The 16,191-nt window shown below is 73.2% G+C and carries 16 protein-coding genes; 10 read left to right on the top strand and 6 right to left on the bottom strand.

The annotated features are described in order from the left end of the window. Positions 1–58 precede the first annotated feature (58 nt). From KY5_RS04630 to KY5_RS04620, 3 genes are all read left to right on the top strand, one after another. Positions 59–430 (top strand): DUF488 domain-containing protein, encoded by a 372-nt coding sequence (locus KY5_RS04630; protein ID WP_098240986.1) that lies wholly within the window; start codon positions 59–61, stop codon positions 428–430. Positions 431–530: 100 nt separating this feature from the next. Beyond that, entirely contained in the window at positions 531–1,325 is a 795-nt protein-coding gene (locus KY5_RS04625; protein ID WP_098247059.1) for an SDR family NAD(P)-dependent oxidoreductase, read from the top strand. A gap of 140 nt (positions 1,326–1,465) precedes the next feature. Next, positions 1,466–2,452: an alpha/beta fold hydrolase gene (locus KY5_RS04620; RefSeq protein ID WP_098240985.1), complete on the top strand. Its 987-nt coding sequence runs from the start codon at positions 1,466–1,468 to the stop codon at positions 2,450–2,452. A 170-nt stretch (positions 2,453–2,622) separates the two neighbouring features. Here KY5_RS04620 and KY5_RS04615 read toward each other — a convergent pair whose 3' ends face one another. After that, entirely contained in the window at positions 2,623–3,357 is a 735-nt protein-coding gene (locus KY5_RS04615; protein WP_098240984.1) for an ANTAR domain-containing response regulator, read from the bottom strand. A gap of 291 nt (positions 3,358–3,648) precedes the next feature. On the opposite strand from KY5_RS04615, the gene KY5_RS04610 reads away from it, so the two are divergent. Beyond that, positions 3,649–4,212 carry a GNAT family N-acetyltransferase gene (locus KY5_RS04610; RefSeq protein ID WP_098240983.1) on the top strand — a complete coding sequence of 188 codons (564 nt, stop codon included), beginning with the start codon at positions 3,649–3,651 and terminating at the stop codon, positions 4,210–4,212. A 152-nt stretch (positions 4,213–4,364) separates the two neighbouring features. Here KY5_RS04610 and KY5_RS04605 read toward each other — a convergent pair whose 3' ends face one another. Beyond that, the gene (locus KY5_RS04605) at positions 4,365–5,867 is read right to left on the bottom strand and encodes an MFS transporter (RefSeq protein WP_098240982.1); all 1,503 of its coding nucleotides are present in this window, start codon (positions 5,865–5,867) and stop codon (positions 4,365–4,367) included. Between the two features lie 118 nt (positions 5,868–5,985). Between KY5_RS04605 and KY5_RS04600 the strand changes: the two genes are divergently transcribed. Both KY5_RS04600 and KY5_RS04595 read left to right on the top strand, forming a co-directional pair. After that, positions 5,986–6,732, top strand: a complete 747-nt coding sequence (locus KY5_RS04600) for a TetR/AcrR family transcriptional regulator (RefSeq protein ID WP_098240981.1) — start codon at positions 5,986–5,988, stop codon at positions 6,730–6,732. After that, complete coding sequence (locus tag KY5_RS04595) at positions 6,725–8,995, top strand: arylsulfatase (protein WP_098240980.1); 2,271 nt, start codon at positions 6,725–6,727, stop codon at positions 8,993–8,995. The genes KY5_RS04600 and KY5_RS04595 overlap by 8 nt, the downstream gene beginning before the upstream one ends. Before the next feature lie 31 nt (positions 8,996–9,026). Here the strand turns inward: KY5_RS04595 and KY5_RS04590 are convergent, their stop codons facing one another. Continuing rightward, a complete protein-coding gene (locus KY5_RS04590; protein ID WP_098240979.1) occupies positions 9,027–10,352 on the bottom strand; it encodes a uracil-xanthine permease family protein in 1,326 nt (441 codons plus the stop codon). Beyond that, positions 10,349–11,482 carry an aryl-sulfate sulfotransferase gene (locus tag KY5_RS04585; protein WP_098240978.1) on the bottom strand — a complete coding sequence of 378 codons (1,134 nt, stop codon included), beginning with the start codon at positions 11,480–11,482 and terminating at the stop codon, positions 10,349–10,351. Before KY5_RS04585 ends, KY5_RS04590 begins: the two co-directional genes overlap by 4 nt. Before the next feature lie 165 nt (positions 11,483–11,647). On the opposite strand from KY5_RS04585, the gene KY5_RS04580 reads away from it, so the two are divergent. From KY5_RS04580 to KY5_RS04565, 4 genes are all read left to right on the top strand, one after another. Further along, the gene (locus tag KY5_RS04580; protein ID WP_098240977.1) at positions 11,648–12,256 is read left to right on the top strand and encodes a helix-turn-helix domain-containing protein; all 609 of its coding nucleotides are present in this window, start codon (positions 11,648–11,650) and stop codon (positions 12,254–12,256) included. A gap of 82 nt (positions 12,257–12,338) precedes the next feature. Continuing rightward, complete coding sequence (locus KY5_RS04575; protein ID WP_098240976.1) at positions 12,339–12,959, top strand: TetR family transcriptional regulator; 621 nt, start codon at positions 12,339–12,341, stop codon at positions 12,957–12,959. Positions 12,960–12,973: 14 nt separating this feature from the next. After that, positions 12,974–13,786, top strand: a complete 813-nt coding sequence (locus tag KY5_RS04570; RefSeq protein ID WP_098240975.1) for an SDR family NAD(P)-dependent oxidoreductase — start codon at positions 12,974–12,976, stop codon at positions 13,784–13,786. A gap of 51 nt (positions 13,787–13,837) precedes the next feature. Next, complete coding sequence (locus KY5_RS04565; protein WP_098247058.1) at positions 13,838–14,878, top strand: NAD(P)-dependent alcohol dehydrogenase; 1,041 nt, start codon at positions 13,838–13,840, stop codon at positions 14,876–14,878. A gap of 12 nt (positions 14,879–14,890) precedes the next feature. Here KY5_RS04565 and KY5_RS04560 read toward each other — a convergent pair whose 3' ends face one another. Together KY5_RS04560 and KY5_RS04555 are read right to left on the bottom strand one after the other, a co-directional pair. Continuing rightward, positions 14,891–15,622 (bottom strand): chitinase, encoded by a 732-nt coding sequence (locus KY5_RS04560; RefSeq protein ID WP_098240974.1) that lies wholly within the window; start codon positions 15,620–15,622, stop codon positions 14,891–14,893. A gap of 42 nt (positions 15,623–15,664) precedes the next feature. After that, on the bottom strand, positions 15,665–16,183 hold the full coding sequence (locus KY5_RS04555) for a lytic polysaccharide monooxygenase auxiliary activity family 9 protein (protein ID WP_098240973.1): 519 nt from the start codon (positions 16,181–16,183) through the stop codon (positions 15,665–15,667). Positions 16,184–16,191: the final 8 nt, after the last annotated feature.

Raw genomic sequence — 16,191 nt, 5'->3', positions numbered from 1 at the left:
GGCCCGGAGCCACCGGCAGCCTTGGGGTGGCACCCCCGACCGGACGGAGCACGCCGCCATGACGCCGAGCCACCCCCTGGACGTACAGGTCAAGCGGGTCTACGACCCCGCGTCGCCCGACGACGGGACGCGCGTCCTGATCGACAGGCTCTGGCCGCGCGGCGTCTCCAAGGAGCGGGCGGGGCTCGACGCGTGGGAGAAGGAGCTGGCCCCTTCGGCCGAGCTGCGGCACTGGTACGACCACGATCCCGACCGCTACGAGGAGTTCGCCGAGCGCTACCGGCACGAGCTCACCGACCCGGAGCGGACCACCGCGCTCGACCGGCTGCGCGCCGTCGCCCGCGCGGGCCGCCTCACCCTCCTCACGGCCACGAAGGACCTGCCGCACGGGCACGTGCGGGTACTCGTGGCGGCGCTGGAGCGGGGGTAGGGCCAGGGGCGAGGGTACGCAGAGCAGAGGCGTACGAGGTCCCGTGAGGCCGCACCGGACACGCCGGACACATCCGCAGCAACTCTTGGAGGTACGCACCGTGCAGATCGATCTCTCAGGCAGGACCGCGCTCGTCACCGGATCGACCCAGGGAATCGGCGCCGCGATCGCCGAGGGCCTGGCGAAGGCGGGCGCCCGGGTCGCGGTCAACGGTCGCTCGGTCGGCTCCGTGGACGCCGCCGTCAAACGGCTGTCCGACGCATGCGCGGGCGCCGACTTCGTCGCGGCGCCGGGCGACATCTCCACCGACGAGGGCGCCGCGCAGGTCTTCGACGCCCTGCCGGACGCGGACGTCCTCGTCAACAACCTCGGCGTCTTCGGCGCCGAGCCCGCCCTGGACATCACCGACGCCGAGTGGCGCCGCTACTTCGAGGTCAACGTCCTGACCGCGGTGCGGATGATCCGCCACTACCTGCCGGGCATGAAGGGCCGCTCCTGGGGGCGGATCCAGAACATCGCCAGCGACTCGGCGTTCGTCACGCCCGCCGAGATGATCCACTACGGTATGTCGAAGACCGCGCTGCTCGCGGTCTCCCGCGGCTTCGCCAAGGAGGCGGCGGGCTCCGGCGTCACCGTCAACTCCGTGATCGCGGGGCCGACGCACACCGGCGGCGTGGAGGACTTCGTCTACGAACTGGTCGACCGCGCGCTGCCGTGGGAGCAGGCGCAGCGGCAGTTCATGACCGAGCACCGCCCCCAGTCGCTGATCCAGCGGCTCATCGAGCCCGAGGAGATCGCGCACATGGTCGTCTACCTCAGCTCGCCGCTGGCGTCCGCCACGACGGGCGGTGCGGTGCGGGTCGACGGCGGGTACGTGGACTCGATCGCCCCGTAGGAGGGTCGCGCGGGGCCCTGATTTGCCGAAGTGGCAACGGTCTGCGTGCTCTTCGCGGGAATCGCCCCATGCTCGGGGTCACCGGCCACCGGTCGCCGACCACCCGTCACCGGCCGCCTCAGCACACCCCAGGAGGGTCCATGTCCCCGACGCCGTCCGCCGCCAAGGACCGTACGCACCGCATGGTGCCCTCGCCCGCGGGCCGGACCCATCTGGTCGAGCAGGGGACGGGGCCGCTCGTCCTGCTGGTGCACGGCTTCCCCGAGTCCTGGTACTCCTGGCGCCACCAGCTGCCGGTCATCGCCGCCGCCGGATACCGCGCGGTCGCCGTCGACCAGCGTGGCTACGGCCGGTCGTCGAGGCCGCAGGAGAGCGCCGCGTACCGGATGCTCGACCTGGTCGACGACCACGTCGCCGTGGTGCACGCGCTCGGCGAGGAGAGCGCGGTGATCGTGGGGCACGACTGGGGCGCCACCGTCGCCGCGCACGCCGCGCTGCTCAGGCCGGACGTGTTCCGCGCGGCCGGACTCCTGAGCGTCCCCTACACGCCGCCGGGCGGCCCCCGGCCGAGCGACGTGTTCGCGGGGATGGGCGGCGACGAGGAGTTCTACGTCTCGTACTTCCAGGAGCCGGGCCGCGCCGAGGCCGAGATCGAACCCGACGTGCGGGGCTGGCTCGCCGGTTTCTACGCCGCGCTGTCCGCCGACACCATGCCGGGCCCCGGCGCGCCCGACCCGCACTTCGTGAGCCGCGGCGGCCTGCTGCGGGACCGCTTCCCTGCGGGGAAACTGCCCGGCTGGCTGGACGAGCGCGAACTCGACTTCTACGCGGGCGAGTTCGAGCGGACCGGGCTGACCGGGGCGCTCAACCGCTACCGGAACATGGACAGGGACTGGGCGGACCTCGCCGACCACGCGGGCGCGCCCCTCACCCAGCCCTCGCTGTTCGTCGGCGGCGGTCTCGACGCCTCCACGATCTGGCTGGCCGACGCGATCAAGGCGTTCCCCGACACGCTGCCCGGGCTCCTCGCCTCGCACGTGCTCGACGGCTGCGGGCACTGGGTCCAGCAGGAGCGGCCCGCCGAGGTCAACCGCATCCTGACCGACTGGCTCGCCGAGCTGGCCTAGGCCCTGTCGTCACACTCCCGTCGTCGCCCGAAGGGCGGCCCCGCGGCGTCTGGTGCGTGCGATCGCAAGGCGCCGGGATGTCCTCGTAGTGGGCCTACTCGGGCATTCCGGCAACGCCGCGAGCGTGCGTGCCAGGCGTCGCGGGGCAGACGGGAGTGTGACGACAGGGCCTAGGGGCGCACGAACGGCGTGGCCCAGTGCGGGTGCGTGATGACCTCCCGCGACAGGTCGCTGAGCTTGATCCGGTGCGCGCGGGCGTGCTTGCGCAGCCGGTCGAAGGCGTCGTCGACGGTGCAGTCGAGGCGTTCGGCGAGGATCCCCTTGGCCTGCTCGATCACGACGCGGCTGGTCAGGGCGGTCTGCAACTGATCGTGGTGGGTCCGCGCGCTGCGCAGCGCCGTGCGGTGCGCCAGGGCGATGGCCGTGGCGTCGGCGAGCAACTGCCCCCACCGGGCGTCCGACGGGCACAGGGCGCGGTGCTGGTGGTAGAGGTCGAGGGAGCCGGTGAGGTGCCCGCGGTGGGTGATGGGCAGGGCCGTGACCGCGGTGATTCCGGCGTCCAGGGCGTGCTGGGTGAACGCGGGCCAGCGCACGCGGCTCTGCGGATGGACCATGGGGATGTCGTTGAGCGCCGTGCGGGTGCGCGCGGCATCACGGCAGGGACCCTCCTCCAACTCCTGTTGAACGCGCTCCAGTTGCTCCGCCACCAGGTCGGAGGCCGCGGTGCGGGTGGCGCCGCCCGGTGGTGCCGCGATGGTGCAGCTTGCCGCGTCGACGCCGGGGACGGCGGCCGCGCTCCTGGCAAGGCGCTCCAGGACGCGTTCGTCCTCCTCGTCGTCCCCCGAGCCGTCGATCAGCGCGAGCAGGGCCGCGGCGGCCGAAGAGTCCTGCGGGGGCAGAGGCATGTCCGATTCCCTCACGTGAGCTCCGTCGTTCGACGGCCGCCGCGGCCGGGCGGAACGCTCGCGTCGGTTCGATCGCGTCGGTCCGGCCGGTGCCGGACGGCCACTTTCCGTGAGGACGCCTGCCCACTCGCTTCGGCCAGCACACCGCCGAAGCGGTGGGAGCGGGAGCGCGGGCGTGGAGGGGCTGTGAAGTCGTGCCGCCCGCAACCACTTTCCGACGTGCGAGGATCCCTTTCGCGCCGCGACCGGATGACAGACCGCGGTGCGATAAGACGACACGGGAGGACGACGATGTACGCCATATCGCTGGGTGACGACGGCGCGGAGCTGTGCCCCCTGGAACCGTGGCAGGCGGCGGAGTTCCTGGCGCACATGGACCGGGGCAGGGAGTTCATCGGTCGGCACAACGGCCTGCCCGACATCGTCACCGACCTGGAGTCCAGCCGCGCCTACCTCCAGACGTACGCGGAGAAAACCGCGGCCGACACCGGCCGCCTGTTCGGGATCAGGGTCGAGGGCACGCTGGTCGGCGCGGTGCTCCTGAGGACGCTCGACGTCGCCCAGGGCACCGCGGAGGCGGGCTGCTGGCTGGAGCCGTCGGCGGTGGGCAGGGGCCTGGTGACGCGCGCGGTGCGCGCGGTCATCGACTGGGCCGTCGAGGAACGGGCCGTGCACCGCGTGGACTGGTGGGTCTCGTCGGACAACGAGCCGAGCATCGCCGTGGCCCGCAGGCTGGGCATGACCAAGGAGGGCGTGCTCCGCGAGTCCTACCTGTACCGGGGCGAGCGCCACGACGAGGAGATCTGGTCGGTCCTCGCACCGGAGTGGCGGGCGGCGCGGCGCGGCCCTCGCTGAGGCCGGGGGCGGGGCCGGAGGCGGGGCAGGGGCGGGGAGCAGGATGTCGGCGCGGGCAAGGCTCGGCGCGGGCAAGGCTCGGTGCGGGTGCGGGTGCGGGTGCGGGTGCGGGTGCGGGTGCGGGTGCGGATGAGGGTGCCGTGCCGGTCCTCCTACGGCGTCCGCCCCTTCGCCCCCCGCTCCGCTTCCGCGCCCACGATCCGCAGCACCCCGCCCGTCGCGGGCTCGCGGCCGTGCCGCATCGCGGTGGCGACCAGGAGGCCCGCGAAGGCCACCGCCGACGCGATGCCGAGGGCCAGGGCGTACCCCGTCTCCGCGTACAGGACGTGGTCCTCGTCGGAGTCGTCCACCACGTACCGGGCGAGGACCGCGCCGAGGACGGTCACGCCCGTCGCCTGGCCCAGGTTGTTGGCGACGCCCATCAGGCCCGCGCCGACCGCCGTGCGGTCGGCGGGGACGGCCTCCACGACGAGGTTGGAGACGCCGACGAAGAAGCAGCCGAAGCCCGCGCCCATGAACAGCGCGGCGAGCAGGAGCTGCCAGACGGCCGTGTGCAGCAGGGCCAGGGTGAGGGTGGTGGCGGTGAGTCCCGCGAGGGCGGCCATGAGGGTGTACCGGGGGCCGCGCCGCCGGGCGAGCAGTCCGCCGAGCGGCCCGCACGCCGCGCCGAGCAGCCCCTGCGGCACGAGGAACACCGCGGCGCCGAGCACGCTCATGCCGAATCCGTAACCGAGTGACGTGGGCGTCTGTACCAGCATCGGCATCGCGAAGGCCGTACCGCCGATCGCGAACGCCCCGGAGAACGCCGCGAGCAGCGTCCAGCGCAGCGCGGGCCCGGCGAGGAGCCGGAGGTCGATCAGCGGCGCGGGCGCGCGCAGTTCACGTCGTACGAATCCCACGAGCAGCAGCAGCGAAGAGCCGAGCGCGGTGAGCGTGGCCACCGAGGTCCAGCCCCAGGCGGCGCCCTGGCCGACGAGGAGCAACAGGCCGCCCGCGCCCGCGCCGAGCAGCAGACCGCCGCGTACGTCGATGCCGCGCCGCTCCTCGCGCGGCCGCCGCACCGGCGACTCGGGCAGCGTGCGCGCGAACCAGGGCGTGAGCACGGCGACGTAGCCGAGCGCGAACCAGAAGACCGCCCGGTACCCGAAGGTCTGCCCGAGCGCGCCGCCGGTCAGCGGGCCGACGATGGCGCTCAGGCCGATCCCGGTGGTGACGGCGCCGAGCGCGACCGGCACGACACGGGCCGGGAGGACGTCGCGGATCAGGCCGTACGCGGCGGGGGCCATCACCAGGCAGGTGCCCTGGACGGCACGGCCGGTCAGGAACACGGGGTAGGAGGGCGCGAGCGCGCAGATCAGCGAGCCGGTGGCGAAGGCCCCCGCGGCGTACAGGATCATCCGCTTCTTCCCGATCACATCGGCGACCCTGCCGAGCAACGGCTGCGCCACCACCCCCGTCAGGCTCACCACGGTCAGGGTCCAGCCGATCGACGCGGTGTCGAAGGCGTCGGACAGGAGCGGCAACACCGGGTAGATCAGGGTCAGTTCGAGCGCGGTGACCTCGGTGAGGAGGATGAGCGGGGCCAGCAGCAGGGCGTACGAGGCGGGGGAACGCTCGTCGGGCAGCGGGGTGGAGCGTGCGGGATCGGAGGGCATGGCCTGGGTCGCACCACCGCTCGGTCGGTCGCCAGTGGTCTCAACTCTCCTGCTGCTCGGGCAAGTTCACTGTTTAACGCAGTTGCGTTGAAGGGGCAAGGGCCGCACACTGACCGACGTGGACGAAGCAAGGACCGCCCCCGCGGCCACCCGGATCCGGCTGATCGAGACCGCCGAGCGGCTCTTCGCCGAGCGCGGCGTCCACGCGGTGTCGCTGCGCGAGATCGCCGCGGCGGCCGGTCAGCGCAACACCTCGGCCGTCGCCTACCACTTCGGCGACAAGCGCGGCCTGGTCACCGCCGTGTACGCGCATCGGCTCGGGCCGACCAACGAGGGGCAGCTGCGCCGCATCGCCGCACTCGACGAGCAGGGTGTCGGCAAGGAACTCCGGCCCCTGGTCGAGGTGTTCGTGCACCCCATGGCCGAGCGGATCACCCGCGCGGCGGCCGACCCCGACGCGCCGCCCAGCTACTTCCTCCGCTTCGTCGCGCAGGCCCTGTACGTCGAGGGCATCGCCCCGTACGACCTGGCCGCCGAGACCTGGACGCGCGCCCTGCACCGGCTGCGCCCGCGCATCGACGCCTGCCTCGCCGAACTCCCCGCCCCGGTCCGCGCCGACCGGTGGCGCGTCTTCGTCGGCCTGACCCTGCACACCCTGGCCGACCACGAACGGGCCCTGCAGTCCGGCTCGGCCGCGCCGGGGCGCCGCACGGACCTCCTCGTCGCCAACCTCGTCGACGCGGCCGTCGCCGTGCTCGGCGCCCCCCTCTCGCCCGCGACCGGCGCGCTGCTCGCGGGGCAGGGCGACGCGGGCGCCGTGCGCGAACCCCGTCCCCCGGATCCAGGAGGCACCGCGGATGACTGACCCCCGCGCCTACGCGGGGCCCCGCCCCGCGCCCGGCGCCCCCGACGTCGTCGTGATCGTCCTCGACGACCTCGGCTTCGCCCAACTCGGCTGCTACGGCTCCGACATGGCCACGCCCCACCTGGACCGCCTCGCCGCCGACGGACTGCGCTTCAACCGCTTCCACGTCACCGCGATGTGCTCGCCGACCCGCGCCGCCCTGCTCACGGGGCGCAACCACCACGCGGTCGGCATGGGCTTCCTCGTCGACCTGCCGATCGCCCACCCCGGCTACTCCGCGCGCCTGCCGAGGTCCGCCGTGCCGCTGCCCCGGCTGCTGCGCGACGCGGGCCACAGCACGCTCGCCGTCGGCAAATGGCACCTCACGCCCCGCTGGGAGCGCACCGCGGCGGGCCCCTTCGACCGCTGGCCGCTCGGCTACGGCTTCGAGCGCTTCTACGGCTTCCTCCAGGGCGACACCAACCACTACGCGCCCCACCTGGTGAGCGACAACCACTACGCCGAGCCGCCCGCCCGCCCCGAGGACGGCTACCACCTCAGCGAGGACCTCGCCGACCGCGCGATCCGCATGATCTGCGACCAGCGGCAGGCCGCCCCCGGCAAGCCGTACTTCCTCTACCTCCCGCTCGGCGCGACACACGCCCCGCACCACGTGCCCCGCGCCTGGAGCGACGCCTACCGGGGCCGCTTCGACCAGGGCTGGGAGCGCTGGCGCGAGGAGACCTTCGCCCGCCAGCGGGAACTCGGCGTCGTCCCCGGCGACACCATCCTCACCGCGCGCCCGCCCTGGATCCAGGACTGGCGCGGCCTCGACGGCGGCGAACGGCGCGTCTTCGCCCGCATGCAGGAGGTGTTCGCCGGGTTCCTCACCCACACCGACGCCCAGATCGGGCGCCTCCTGGACTTCCTGCGCCGCACGGGCCGCCTCGACGACACCCTCGTCCTCGTCCTCTCCGACAACGGCGCGAGCGCGGAGGGCGGCGCGCTCGGCACCCTCAACGAGCATCGCTTCACGGCCCGTTCGGGGGACAGCGCGGCCCGCAACCTCGCCGCGCTCGACGACTGGGGCGGCCCCGCGACCTATCCGCACTACGCCTGGGGCTGGGCCTGGGCGGGCAACACCCCGCTGCGGCTGTGGAAGCGCTACACCTGGCTCGGCGGCACCCGCGCCCCGCTGATCGCCCACTGGCCGCGCCGGATCCGCGACGCGGGCGCCGTCCGCACCGCGTTCACGCACGTGGTCGACCTGATGCCGACCGTACTCGACGCGTGCGGAGTCCCGGCCCCGGAGGAGGTGGACGGCGTGCCCCAGCAACCGGTCGACGGCCGTAGCCTGCTGCCCCTCGTCGACGACGCGGACGTCCAACGCCCCTTCCCCACCCAATACTTCGAGATGCTCGGCTCCCGCTCGATCGTGCACGGCGACTGGAAGGCCACCACGGACCACGTGTCCCGTGGCGTCGCCGACGAGGAGCGACTGCTGCCCGGCAGCCGCGACTTCACCGCCGACCGCTGGTCCCTGTTCCGCCTCTCGGACGACTTCGCGGAGGCCCATGACGTCGCGGACCGGCACCCGGACGTCGTACGGAAGCTGGCCGAGCTGTGGGACGCGGAGGCCGTGCGCAACGACGTGCTGCCGCTGGACGACCGCATGCAGGAGCGGCTCAGCGCGATGATCCCGCCCGCCTGGCCGCCGCGGGGCCGCGCCCGTTACCTCCCCGGCACCTCACCCGTGCACGACGAGGCACTGCCGCTGCTCTTCGCCGGATTCACGCTCACCGCCGACGCGGAGGTCCCCGAGGACGGTCCCGCGACCGGGGTGCTGTGCGCGCTCGGGGACCTCAACGGCGGCTTCGTCCTGTACGCCCACGAGGGCCGCCTCGCCTTCAGCTGCTCGCGGGCCGGGGACCTGGACCGGGTCGTGGCCGACGAGCCGCTGCCCGCGGGCAGGCACCGGATGGGCGTGCGGTTCGACGCGCCCGCTGCCGAACAGGGCGCGCGGTGCGGTGTGTTCACCCTCGTGCTGGGCGGCGCGGACATCGCCTCGGTGCCCCTCGGCGGGGCGTTCCCGTACACCTTCCAGCATGGTGGCGCGGGCCTGCGGGTGGGGCACGACAGCGGTCTCGCGGTCGACACCGCCGCCTACCGGCCGCCGTATCCGTGGCGCGGCACGGTGCACGAGGCGGTCATCGACACGACGGCGGCCCGCGCGGCCCCGCGGAACGTCGAGGACGAGGTGCGCGACGCCCTGCACGGCGACTGAGCGCCGCCCGCGACGCGAAAGCGCGAGTCCCTCAGGAGGAGTCGTCGGGCGAGCGGCCGCGGAGCAGCGCGGAGAGCAGCACCGCCGTCAGCGTCCCGGCGACCACCCCGCTGCCGAGCACCGTCCCCACCCAGTCGGGGAAACCGTCGTACAGACCGGGGGAGAGCAGCGGCAGGAGACCCGCCGCAAGGGCGAGCGCCGCCACCATGGAACCGGTGCCCTGTCCGGGGCCGCCGCCCAGGTCCGCGCGGCGCAGCATCTCCACGCCGAGCACCGCGATCACCGCGTACACGACGAGCGAGGAGCCGCCGACGACCGCCGCGGGGATGCCGGCGACCGCCCGCGACACGGGGGCCAGGAGCCCGGTCAGGACGAGCAGCGCGCCCGCGCCCGCCGTCACGAACCGGCTGCGCACCCCGGTGAGGCGCCCGATGCCGATGTTCTCCGCGCTGGTCACCATCAGCGAGGTGCCGAAGGCGCCGCCGACGAGCGAGACCAGCGCGTCGGCCCTGGCCACGCGCGGCACGTCGCGGCCCGGATCGGGGGCGCGGCCCGCCGACTCGCTGTTGAGGACGGTCTGACCGGTGATCTCCGCGAGCGTGGTGAGGCTGAAGAGCAGCAGCGGCAGCGCGGCGAGCGGATCGAAGTGCGGGGCGCCGTAGGGGAGAAGCGTCGGCAGGGAGAACCCGGAACCCGCCGCGGGGCGGAACTCGCCGAGACCCGTGAGCACCGCGAGCAGCGTCCCCGTGGCCATGCCGATGAGCACGGCGGTCTGCCGCCACACGCCCCGCAGCAGCACGTACGCCGTCACGGTCGCGGCCACCGTGAGCCCGGCGAGGACCACGGCGCGCGGCGGCGCGGGCTGTCCGCCGTTCCCCGCGATGAGCTGGGCGGCCACGCGGATCATCGCGATGCCGATGAGCAGCACCGTCACCCCCATCACGAGCGGCGGGAAGAACCGCACGACCCGCGCGTACAGCGGCAGCACGGCGAGCAGGAGCACCGCGGCGAGCAGCACCGAACCGGTCGCCGTGGCCGCCCCGTGGTCCTCGGCGATCCCCAGGAACAGCGCGGTGGCCGCGCCGCCTGGCAGCATCACGAACGGCAGTCTCGCGCCGATCCGCCACACCCCGAGCGACTGGACGAGCGAGCCCGCACCGCACAGCACAAGCACGGCGCTGAGCAGCGAAGCGGTGTCGCCGGGCGAGAGGCGCAGGGCGCCCGCCGTGAGGAAGACGGTCGACACGGGCGCCGCTACCATCGCGAGGACGTGCTGCGCGGAGAGCGGCAACAGGCGCCGCAGCGGGACGCGTTCGTCCACCGGGGCCACCCCGTCGGCCTGCGTCGGCGCGCTCATGAGAGACCACCGGCACGGTCCAGCCAGGGCAGTTCGGACGCCGCGTACCGATAGGAGCGGAAGACGGCGTTCGGCTCGGCGGGGAACAGGCCGCGCACCTCGGACTCGCGGTACCCGGCGAAGTACGGCACGACGTACTCCCAACACAGCTGTCCCTCGGCGGTCACCTCGAAGAGCCGGCCCGACGGCGAGTCGGTGATGAGCGTGTTCCCGTTGGGGAGGCGCTGCGCGCTGCCCATGAACGGCGCGAAGAAGAACTCCCGCGCCGGGTCGTGGTACTCCCACACCACCGCGCCGCTCGCCCGCTCGATCTCGATCACCCGCGAGTACGGGACGTCGTGGTGGGGCCGGAACACGCCGTTGTCGAAGACGAGGAAGTTCCCGTCGGCCAGCTCCGTCGGCGCGTGCTGCTGCGAGACCGTGCCGGGCTCGGTGCGCCACAGGACCTCACCGGTGGCCCGGCTGATGACGATCACGGCGGAGACGCTGCGCAGGCTCGCGAGGACGTTCCCGTCGGCGAGGGGTGTGACGCTGTTGATCAGCGGCCAGTGCTCACGGGCGTACGCGGGGTGCAGCGCGTAGGCGTCCCGGTCGAGGTGTTCGGCGGCGCGCCACGACCACACCGTCCGCCCCTCGGCGTCGACCTCGCGGATCGTGTCCGCCCAGACGACGCCGTCCGCCGCCTCGGAACCGGGCACGCCCCCGGCGACCGAGGCCGCGTCCGCGCCCCGCAGGGGTTCGAGCCCGGTGTACAGGATGTGGCCGTCGTCCAGGTGGTGGGCGTCGTGGTGCTGGAGCGGATCGCGGTGCTCGCGCAGCACGGTCCCGTCGGGCGCCGCCTGGAGCATCACGCCGCCCCGGTACTTGTGCCACATGGGGAACAGCGCGTCCTCGCCGGGCAGCACGCCGTTGTACGCGAGGGTGCCGCCCGGCAGCACGCGCGCGTGCCGCCCCGGCCGGTACGGGAAGGTCCACCGGTGCGCGGTGCGCCCCGCCATGTCGACGAGATGGACCTCGCCGGGACCGGTCAGCGGCGCGAAGAGCGTGTAGCCCGCGAAGGCGGTGTCCGGATCGTGCGCGATGAGCCCGGTGGCGTGTCGGCGGCGCGAGTTCTGGTCTACGGCGGGCATGGCGGGTCCCCCTACGGCATCGGAGCGGCATTCATCAAAATTTCTTTGATGACAGCGAACGACTTTGAAACTAGAGGGGGAGTGTGTCCTGCGTGTGACAGCCGTACGAAGGCGTGCGCGGGGCGGGTCGCGGGGCGAATTAGGGTGCGGGGCATGGGTGCTGACATGGGGGCGGACGTGGGCGTGAGTGCGGGTGCGGACGAGGGAGGCGGCGGCCGCGGTGACGGCGACGGAACGCCACGCGTGGGCGGCGCCGTGCGGCGGCGGCGCAGGACGCTCGACCTCACGCTCGCCGCGGTGGCCGGGCGCAGCGGCCTCTCCGTGCCGTTCCTCAGCCAGATCGAGAACGACCGCGCCCGCCCGAGCATGCGCTCGCTCCAGCGCATCGCCGACGCCCTGGACACCACGGCCGTGCAGCTCCTCGCGGCCTCCGACGAGCGTCGCGTGGTCGACGTCGTACGGGCGGACGACGCGGGCGGGCTCACCCCGGGCACCGGCGTACGCCCGCTGACGCGCGGCCAACACCAGCTCCACGCCCTGGAGTTCACCGGCGAGTCGGACGCGGGCCGTGAATTCCTGCACCGCAACGACGAGTTGATGTACGTCGCCGACGGTGCCGTCGAGGTGGAGGCGGAGGGGCGCGTCCACCGCCTCGGGCGCGGCGACAGCGTCCTCCTGTCCGGTGGCGTGCGGCACCGCTGGCGCGCCACGGAGGAGGGGGCGCGGGTCCTCGTCGTGGCGGTGTCCGACCAGGTCGAGGTCGCGGAGGGCTGAGCGAGGGCCCGCGACGGGCCCCGGAGGTGTCCCGGCGGGCCAAGTGTCCCATTGGGACACTTCGAGGAGTACAGTCGAGAACATGAGCACCAAGGAGAGCCGCAGGACCCGCAAGGTCCAGGAGAGCCGGGAGGCCATGGCGAGCGCCGCCGTGGACCTCGTCCTCGCCCACGGCCTCGACCGGGTCACCGTCGAGACGATCAGCGAACGCGCCGACGTCTCCCGTCGCACCTTCTCGCGGTACTTCGCGGGCAAGGAGGACGCCGTGGTCGACGCGCTCCGCGCCGACTACGCCAGGATCAACGCGGCGCTCGCCGTCCGCCCCGCCGACGAGGCCCCCCTCACGGCCTACTACCGCGCCCTGCGGAGCTGGCTGGACGACGACCCCGCCGCCTGGCACCGCGAGCCCCGCTCCTGCGACCTGCTGCGACTGCTCCACCAGGAGCCCTCGCTGCTGCCCGCCTATCTGCGGGTGCGGGACGAGGCCGAGGGCGAGTCCGTGGCGATCGTCGCGCGCCGCCTCGGCCTGGACGCCGAGCGCGAGCTGCGTCCCGCGCTCGCCGTCTCGCTCGCGGTCGGGGCCTTCGGCACCGCCGTGCGGTTCTGGATCGCGCCCGGCGCGACCACCCCCCTCCCGCAGCTCATCGACGCCGCGTTCGCGGCGCTCGCCGACGAACCCGCACCCCGCACCACCGGCAAGTGAAACCAGGTACCACCATGTCCACAGGGACCAGCACCGACACGACCACCACCGCCACCGCCGCCGCCCCGGGCACCGACCCCGCGGCCGGGTTCGCCGGGAAGACCGCCCTGGTCACCGGGGCCGCATCCGGCATCGGCCTCGAAGTGGCCCGCCGCCTCGCCGCGGCCGGTGCGTCCGTCGTCGTCGCGGACTACAACGAACAGGGCGCGAAGGACGTCGCCGCGGCCCTCACCGAGGCGGGCGGCCGCGCAGCCGCCGTGCGCGTCGACGTCACGGACCCGGAGTCCGTGCGCCGCGCCGTCGAGTCCGCCGTCGAGACGTTCGGCGGCCTGCACCTCGCGGTCAACAACGCGGGGATCGCCGGTGCCTCCGCCCCGACCGGCGAGTACGGCATCGAGGACTGGCAGCGGGTGATCGACACCAACCTCAACGGCGTCTTCTACTCCCTGCGCCACGAGCTGCCGCACATCCTCGCCTCCGGCGGCGGCGCGGTCGTCAACATGTCGTCGATCCTCGGCACCAACGGCTTCGCGGGCTCACCCGCCTACTCCGCCGCCAAGCACGCGGTCGTCGGCCTGACCAAGACCGCCGCCGTGGAGTACGCCGCCCAGGGCGTCCGCGTGAACGCCGTCGGCCCCGGCTTCATCGACACCCCGCTGCTCCAGGGCGCCGAATCCCAGCGCGCCCACCTGATCTCGCTGCACCCGCAGGGCCGCCTCGGCACCGCGGAGGAGGTCGCCGAGCTCACCCTGTTCCTGCTCTCCGACCGCGCCTCGTTCATCAACGGCAGCTACCACCTGGTCGACGGCGGATACGCGGCCCGCTGAGCACGAGACGAGAGAAAGAAGGCATCCCTGATGTCGGATCTGCCCGCCGAGATGAAGGCCGTCCAGTACCGCAGCGTCGGCGCCCACCCCGAGGTCGTCACCGTGCCGCGCCCCGAGCCAGGGCCCGGCCAGGTGCTGATCGAGGTCACCGCGGCCGGTGTGTGCCACTCGGACATCGCCGTGATGAGCATGCCCGCAGAGGCGCTCGGCTTCCCGCTGCCGCTCACCCTCGGGCACGAGGCCGCGGGCACCGTCGCCGCGCTCGGTGACGGCGTCACCGGGTTCGCGCCCGGCGACTCCGTGGCCGTGTACGGGCCGTGGGGCTGCGGCACCTGCCTGATGTGCGCGCAGGGCAAGGAGAACTACTGCACCCGCGCCGCCGAGCTCGGCATCAGGCCGCCGGGACTCGGCGCGCCCGGCGCCATCGCCGAGTACCTGCTCGTGGACGACCCGCGCCACCTGGTCCCGCTCGGCGACCTCGACCCGGTCACCGCGGTGCCGCTCACCGACGCGGGCCTGACCCCGTACCACGCGATCAAGACCTCGCTGCCCAAGCTGACGCCCGGCAGCACCGCGGTGGTCATCGGCACCGGCGGTCTCGGACACGTCGCCATCCAGCTCCTGCGGGCGCTGACCCCGGCGCGGGTGATCGCCCTGGACGTCACCGAGGAGAAGCTGGCCCTGGCCCGCGAGGTCGGCGCCCACGACGCGGTCCTCTCGGACGAGTCGGCGACGGCGAAGGTCCGCGAACTGACCGGCGGGCTCGGCGCCCAGGCGGTGTTCGACTTCGTCGGCGCCCCGCCCACCGCCACCACGGCGGCGGCCTGCGCGGCCGTGGAGGCGGACGTGGCCATCGTCGGCATCGGCGGCGGCGCCGCTTCCGTCGGCTTCGGCACGACGGCGTACGACGTCGCGGTCCGCTCCCCGTACTGGGGCAGCCGCGCGGAGCTGGTCGAGGTGCTCGACCTCGCCAGGGCGGGCGCGATCGACGTGCACGTGGAGACGTACGCCCTGGACGAGGCGCCCAAGGCGTACGAGAACCTGCACGCGGGGCGTGTCAACGGCCGCGCGGTCATCCTGCCGAACGGCTGACGCCCTGGCGGCTCAGCAGCTGAGGTTGCCGCCCGGATCCACGCCGAGGATCTGGGCGTACCGCTGGTAGCTGTCGATGCGGCTCTGCACCTGGGAGGGATTTCCTCCGTCGCATTCGAGGGTTCCGTTGATGCTGCGAATGGTCTCGCCGAATCCCGCGCCGTTCACCATGGCGTCGTGCGGCGTCATGGTGCCGGGCCCCGTCTGCGTGTTCCAGTACCAGAGTCCGGTCTTCCAGGCGACGGCCGCGTCGTTCTGGACGAGATCGGGATTGTTGAGCAGATCGATGCCCAACGCGTCACCCGCCGCCTTGTAGTTGAAGTTCCAGCTGAGCTGGATGGGCCCGCGGCCGTAGTACTTGTCGTTCCCCGCGGGACAGCCGTAGGGCTGGGTCGCGTCGCAGTAATGCGGATAGTTGGACGTGTTCTGCTCGACGACGTACACGAGGCCGCCGGTCTCGTGACTCACGTTGGCGAGGAAGGCCGCGGCCTCCTGTTTGCGCACGGTGTCGCTGCCCGTCTGGGCGAATCCCGGATAGGCGCTGAGCGCGGCCGTCAGGCCGTTGTACGTATAGAAGCTGTTCCTGTTCGGGAACATCTCGTTGAACTGGGATTCGCTGACGACGAATGCGTCCGCCGCGCTCTTGGGCGCCCGCTCGGCCGAGGCCGGGGAGGCGAGCGTGAGCAGGGCGAGGGAGGCGACCGCCGCGACGGCGGTCAGCAGCCCGATGATGCGGGAGCGCATGGGCTCACTCCTAGACGAAGGGGGAGGGAGGGGGGAGAAGCCTCAGCCGCCGACGTTCACGTCGATGCAGGCGTAGAAGGCATTGGCGGTGTCCGCGATGTTCCACACCGCGAGAACCTTCTGCTTTCCGCTGAGACCGCCGAAGTTCACGTCATGCGTGACCGTGGCGCCGGGCTGTGCGCCGCCGTCGTCGAATTCGGCGATTTTCCTGCCGCCCGCGTAGTACTGCCAGGTGCTCGTGGAGTGCCGGGCCGTCAGCGTCCACTGGAACTGGGTCGTACTGCTGACGTTGGTGACGGCCCAGCCCTTCGAGTCGTCGTCGAGTTCGGCGAACCTGCTGTTTCCGCCGCTGCAACTGCTGAGCCCCTTGGGCCCTTCCACGCTCTGCGGTTCGTACTTGATCTCACCGCAACTGACGGTTCCTGCCGCGCATTGGGCCTGTCGGCTCGGCGGATCGGAGATGTATCCGTGGGCGCTCGCCGAACTCGCGGGCAGACTCACCGCGATGACCGGAGCGAGTGCGGCGCCTATGACAGCGGCGATCTTTCTACGGGAACGCATGAGTTCTC

Source organism: Streptomyces formicae (assembly GCF_002556545.1).
Classification (GTDB): Bacteria; Actinomycetota; Actinomycetes; order Streptomycetales; family Streptomycetaceae; genus Streptomyces; species Streptomyces formicae_A.
This window is presented reverse-complemented; position numbering and strand designations above follow the sequence as displayed.

Excerpts from the sequence above, each read along its gene's own strand:
- KY5_RS04620 (WP_098240985.1), top strand. The coding sequence starts at position 1,466 with ATGTCCCCGACGCCGTCCGCCGCCAAGGACCGTACGCACCGCATGGTG.
- KY5_RS04605 (WP_098240982.1), bottom strand. The coding sequence starts at position 5,867 with ATGCCCTCCGATCCCGCACGCTCCACCCCGCTGCCCGACGAGCGTTCC.
- KY5_RS04590 (WP_098240979.1), bottom strand. The coding sequence starts at position 10,352 with ATGAGCGCGCCGACGCAGGCCGACGGGGTGGCCCCGGTGGACGAACGC.
- KY5_RS04565 (WP_098247058.1), top strand. The coding sequence starts at position 13,838 with ATGAAGGCCGTCCAGTACCGCAGCGTCGGCGCCCACCCCGAGGTCGTC.
- KY5_RS04580 (WP_098240977.1), top strand. The coding sequence starts at position 11,648 with ATGGGGGCGGACGTGGGCGTGAGTGCGGGTGCGGACGAGGGAGGCGGC.
- KY5_RS04610 (WP_098240983.1), top strand. The coding sequence starts at position 3,649 with ATGTACGCCATATCGCTGGGTGACGACGGCGCGGAGCTGTGCCCCCTG.
- KY5_RS04575 (WP_098240976.1), top strand. The coding sequence starts at position 12,339 with ATGAGCACCAAGGAGAGCCGCAGGACCCGCAAGGTCCAGGAGAGCCGG.
- KY5_RS04595 (WP_098240980.1), top strand. The coding sequence starts at position 6,725 with ATGACTGACCCCCGCGCCTACGCGGGGCCCCGCCCCGCGCCCGGCGCC.
- KY5_RS04630 (WP_098240986.1), top strand. The coding sequence starts at position 59 with ATGACGCCGAGCCACCCCCTGGACGTACAGGTCAAGCGGGTCTACGAC.
- KY5_RS04585 (WP_098240978.1), bottom strand. The coding sequence starts at position 11,482 with ATGCCCGCCGTAGACCAGAACTCGCGCCGCCGACACGCCACCGGGCTC.
- KY5_RS04555 (WP_098240973.1), bottom strand. The coding sequence starts at position 16,183 with ATGCGTTCCCGTAGAAAGATCGCCGCTGTCATAGGCGCCGCACTCGCT.
- KY5_RS04615 (WP_098240984.1), bottom strand. The coding sequence starts at position 3,357 with ATGCCTCTGCCCCCGCAGGACTCTTCGGCCGCCGCGGCCCTGCTCGCG.
- KY5_RS04570 (WP_098240975.1), top strand. The coding sequence starts at position 12,974 with ATGTCCACAGGGACCAGCACCGACACGACCACCACCGCCACCGCCGCC.
- KY5_RS04560 (WP_098240974.1), bottom strand. The coding sequence starts at position 15,622 with ATGCGCTCCCGCATCATCGGGCTGCTGACCGCCGTCGCGGCGGTCGCC.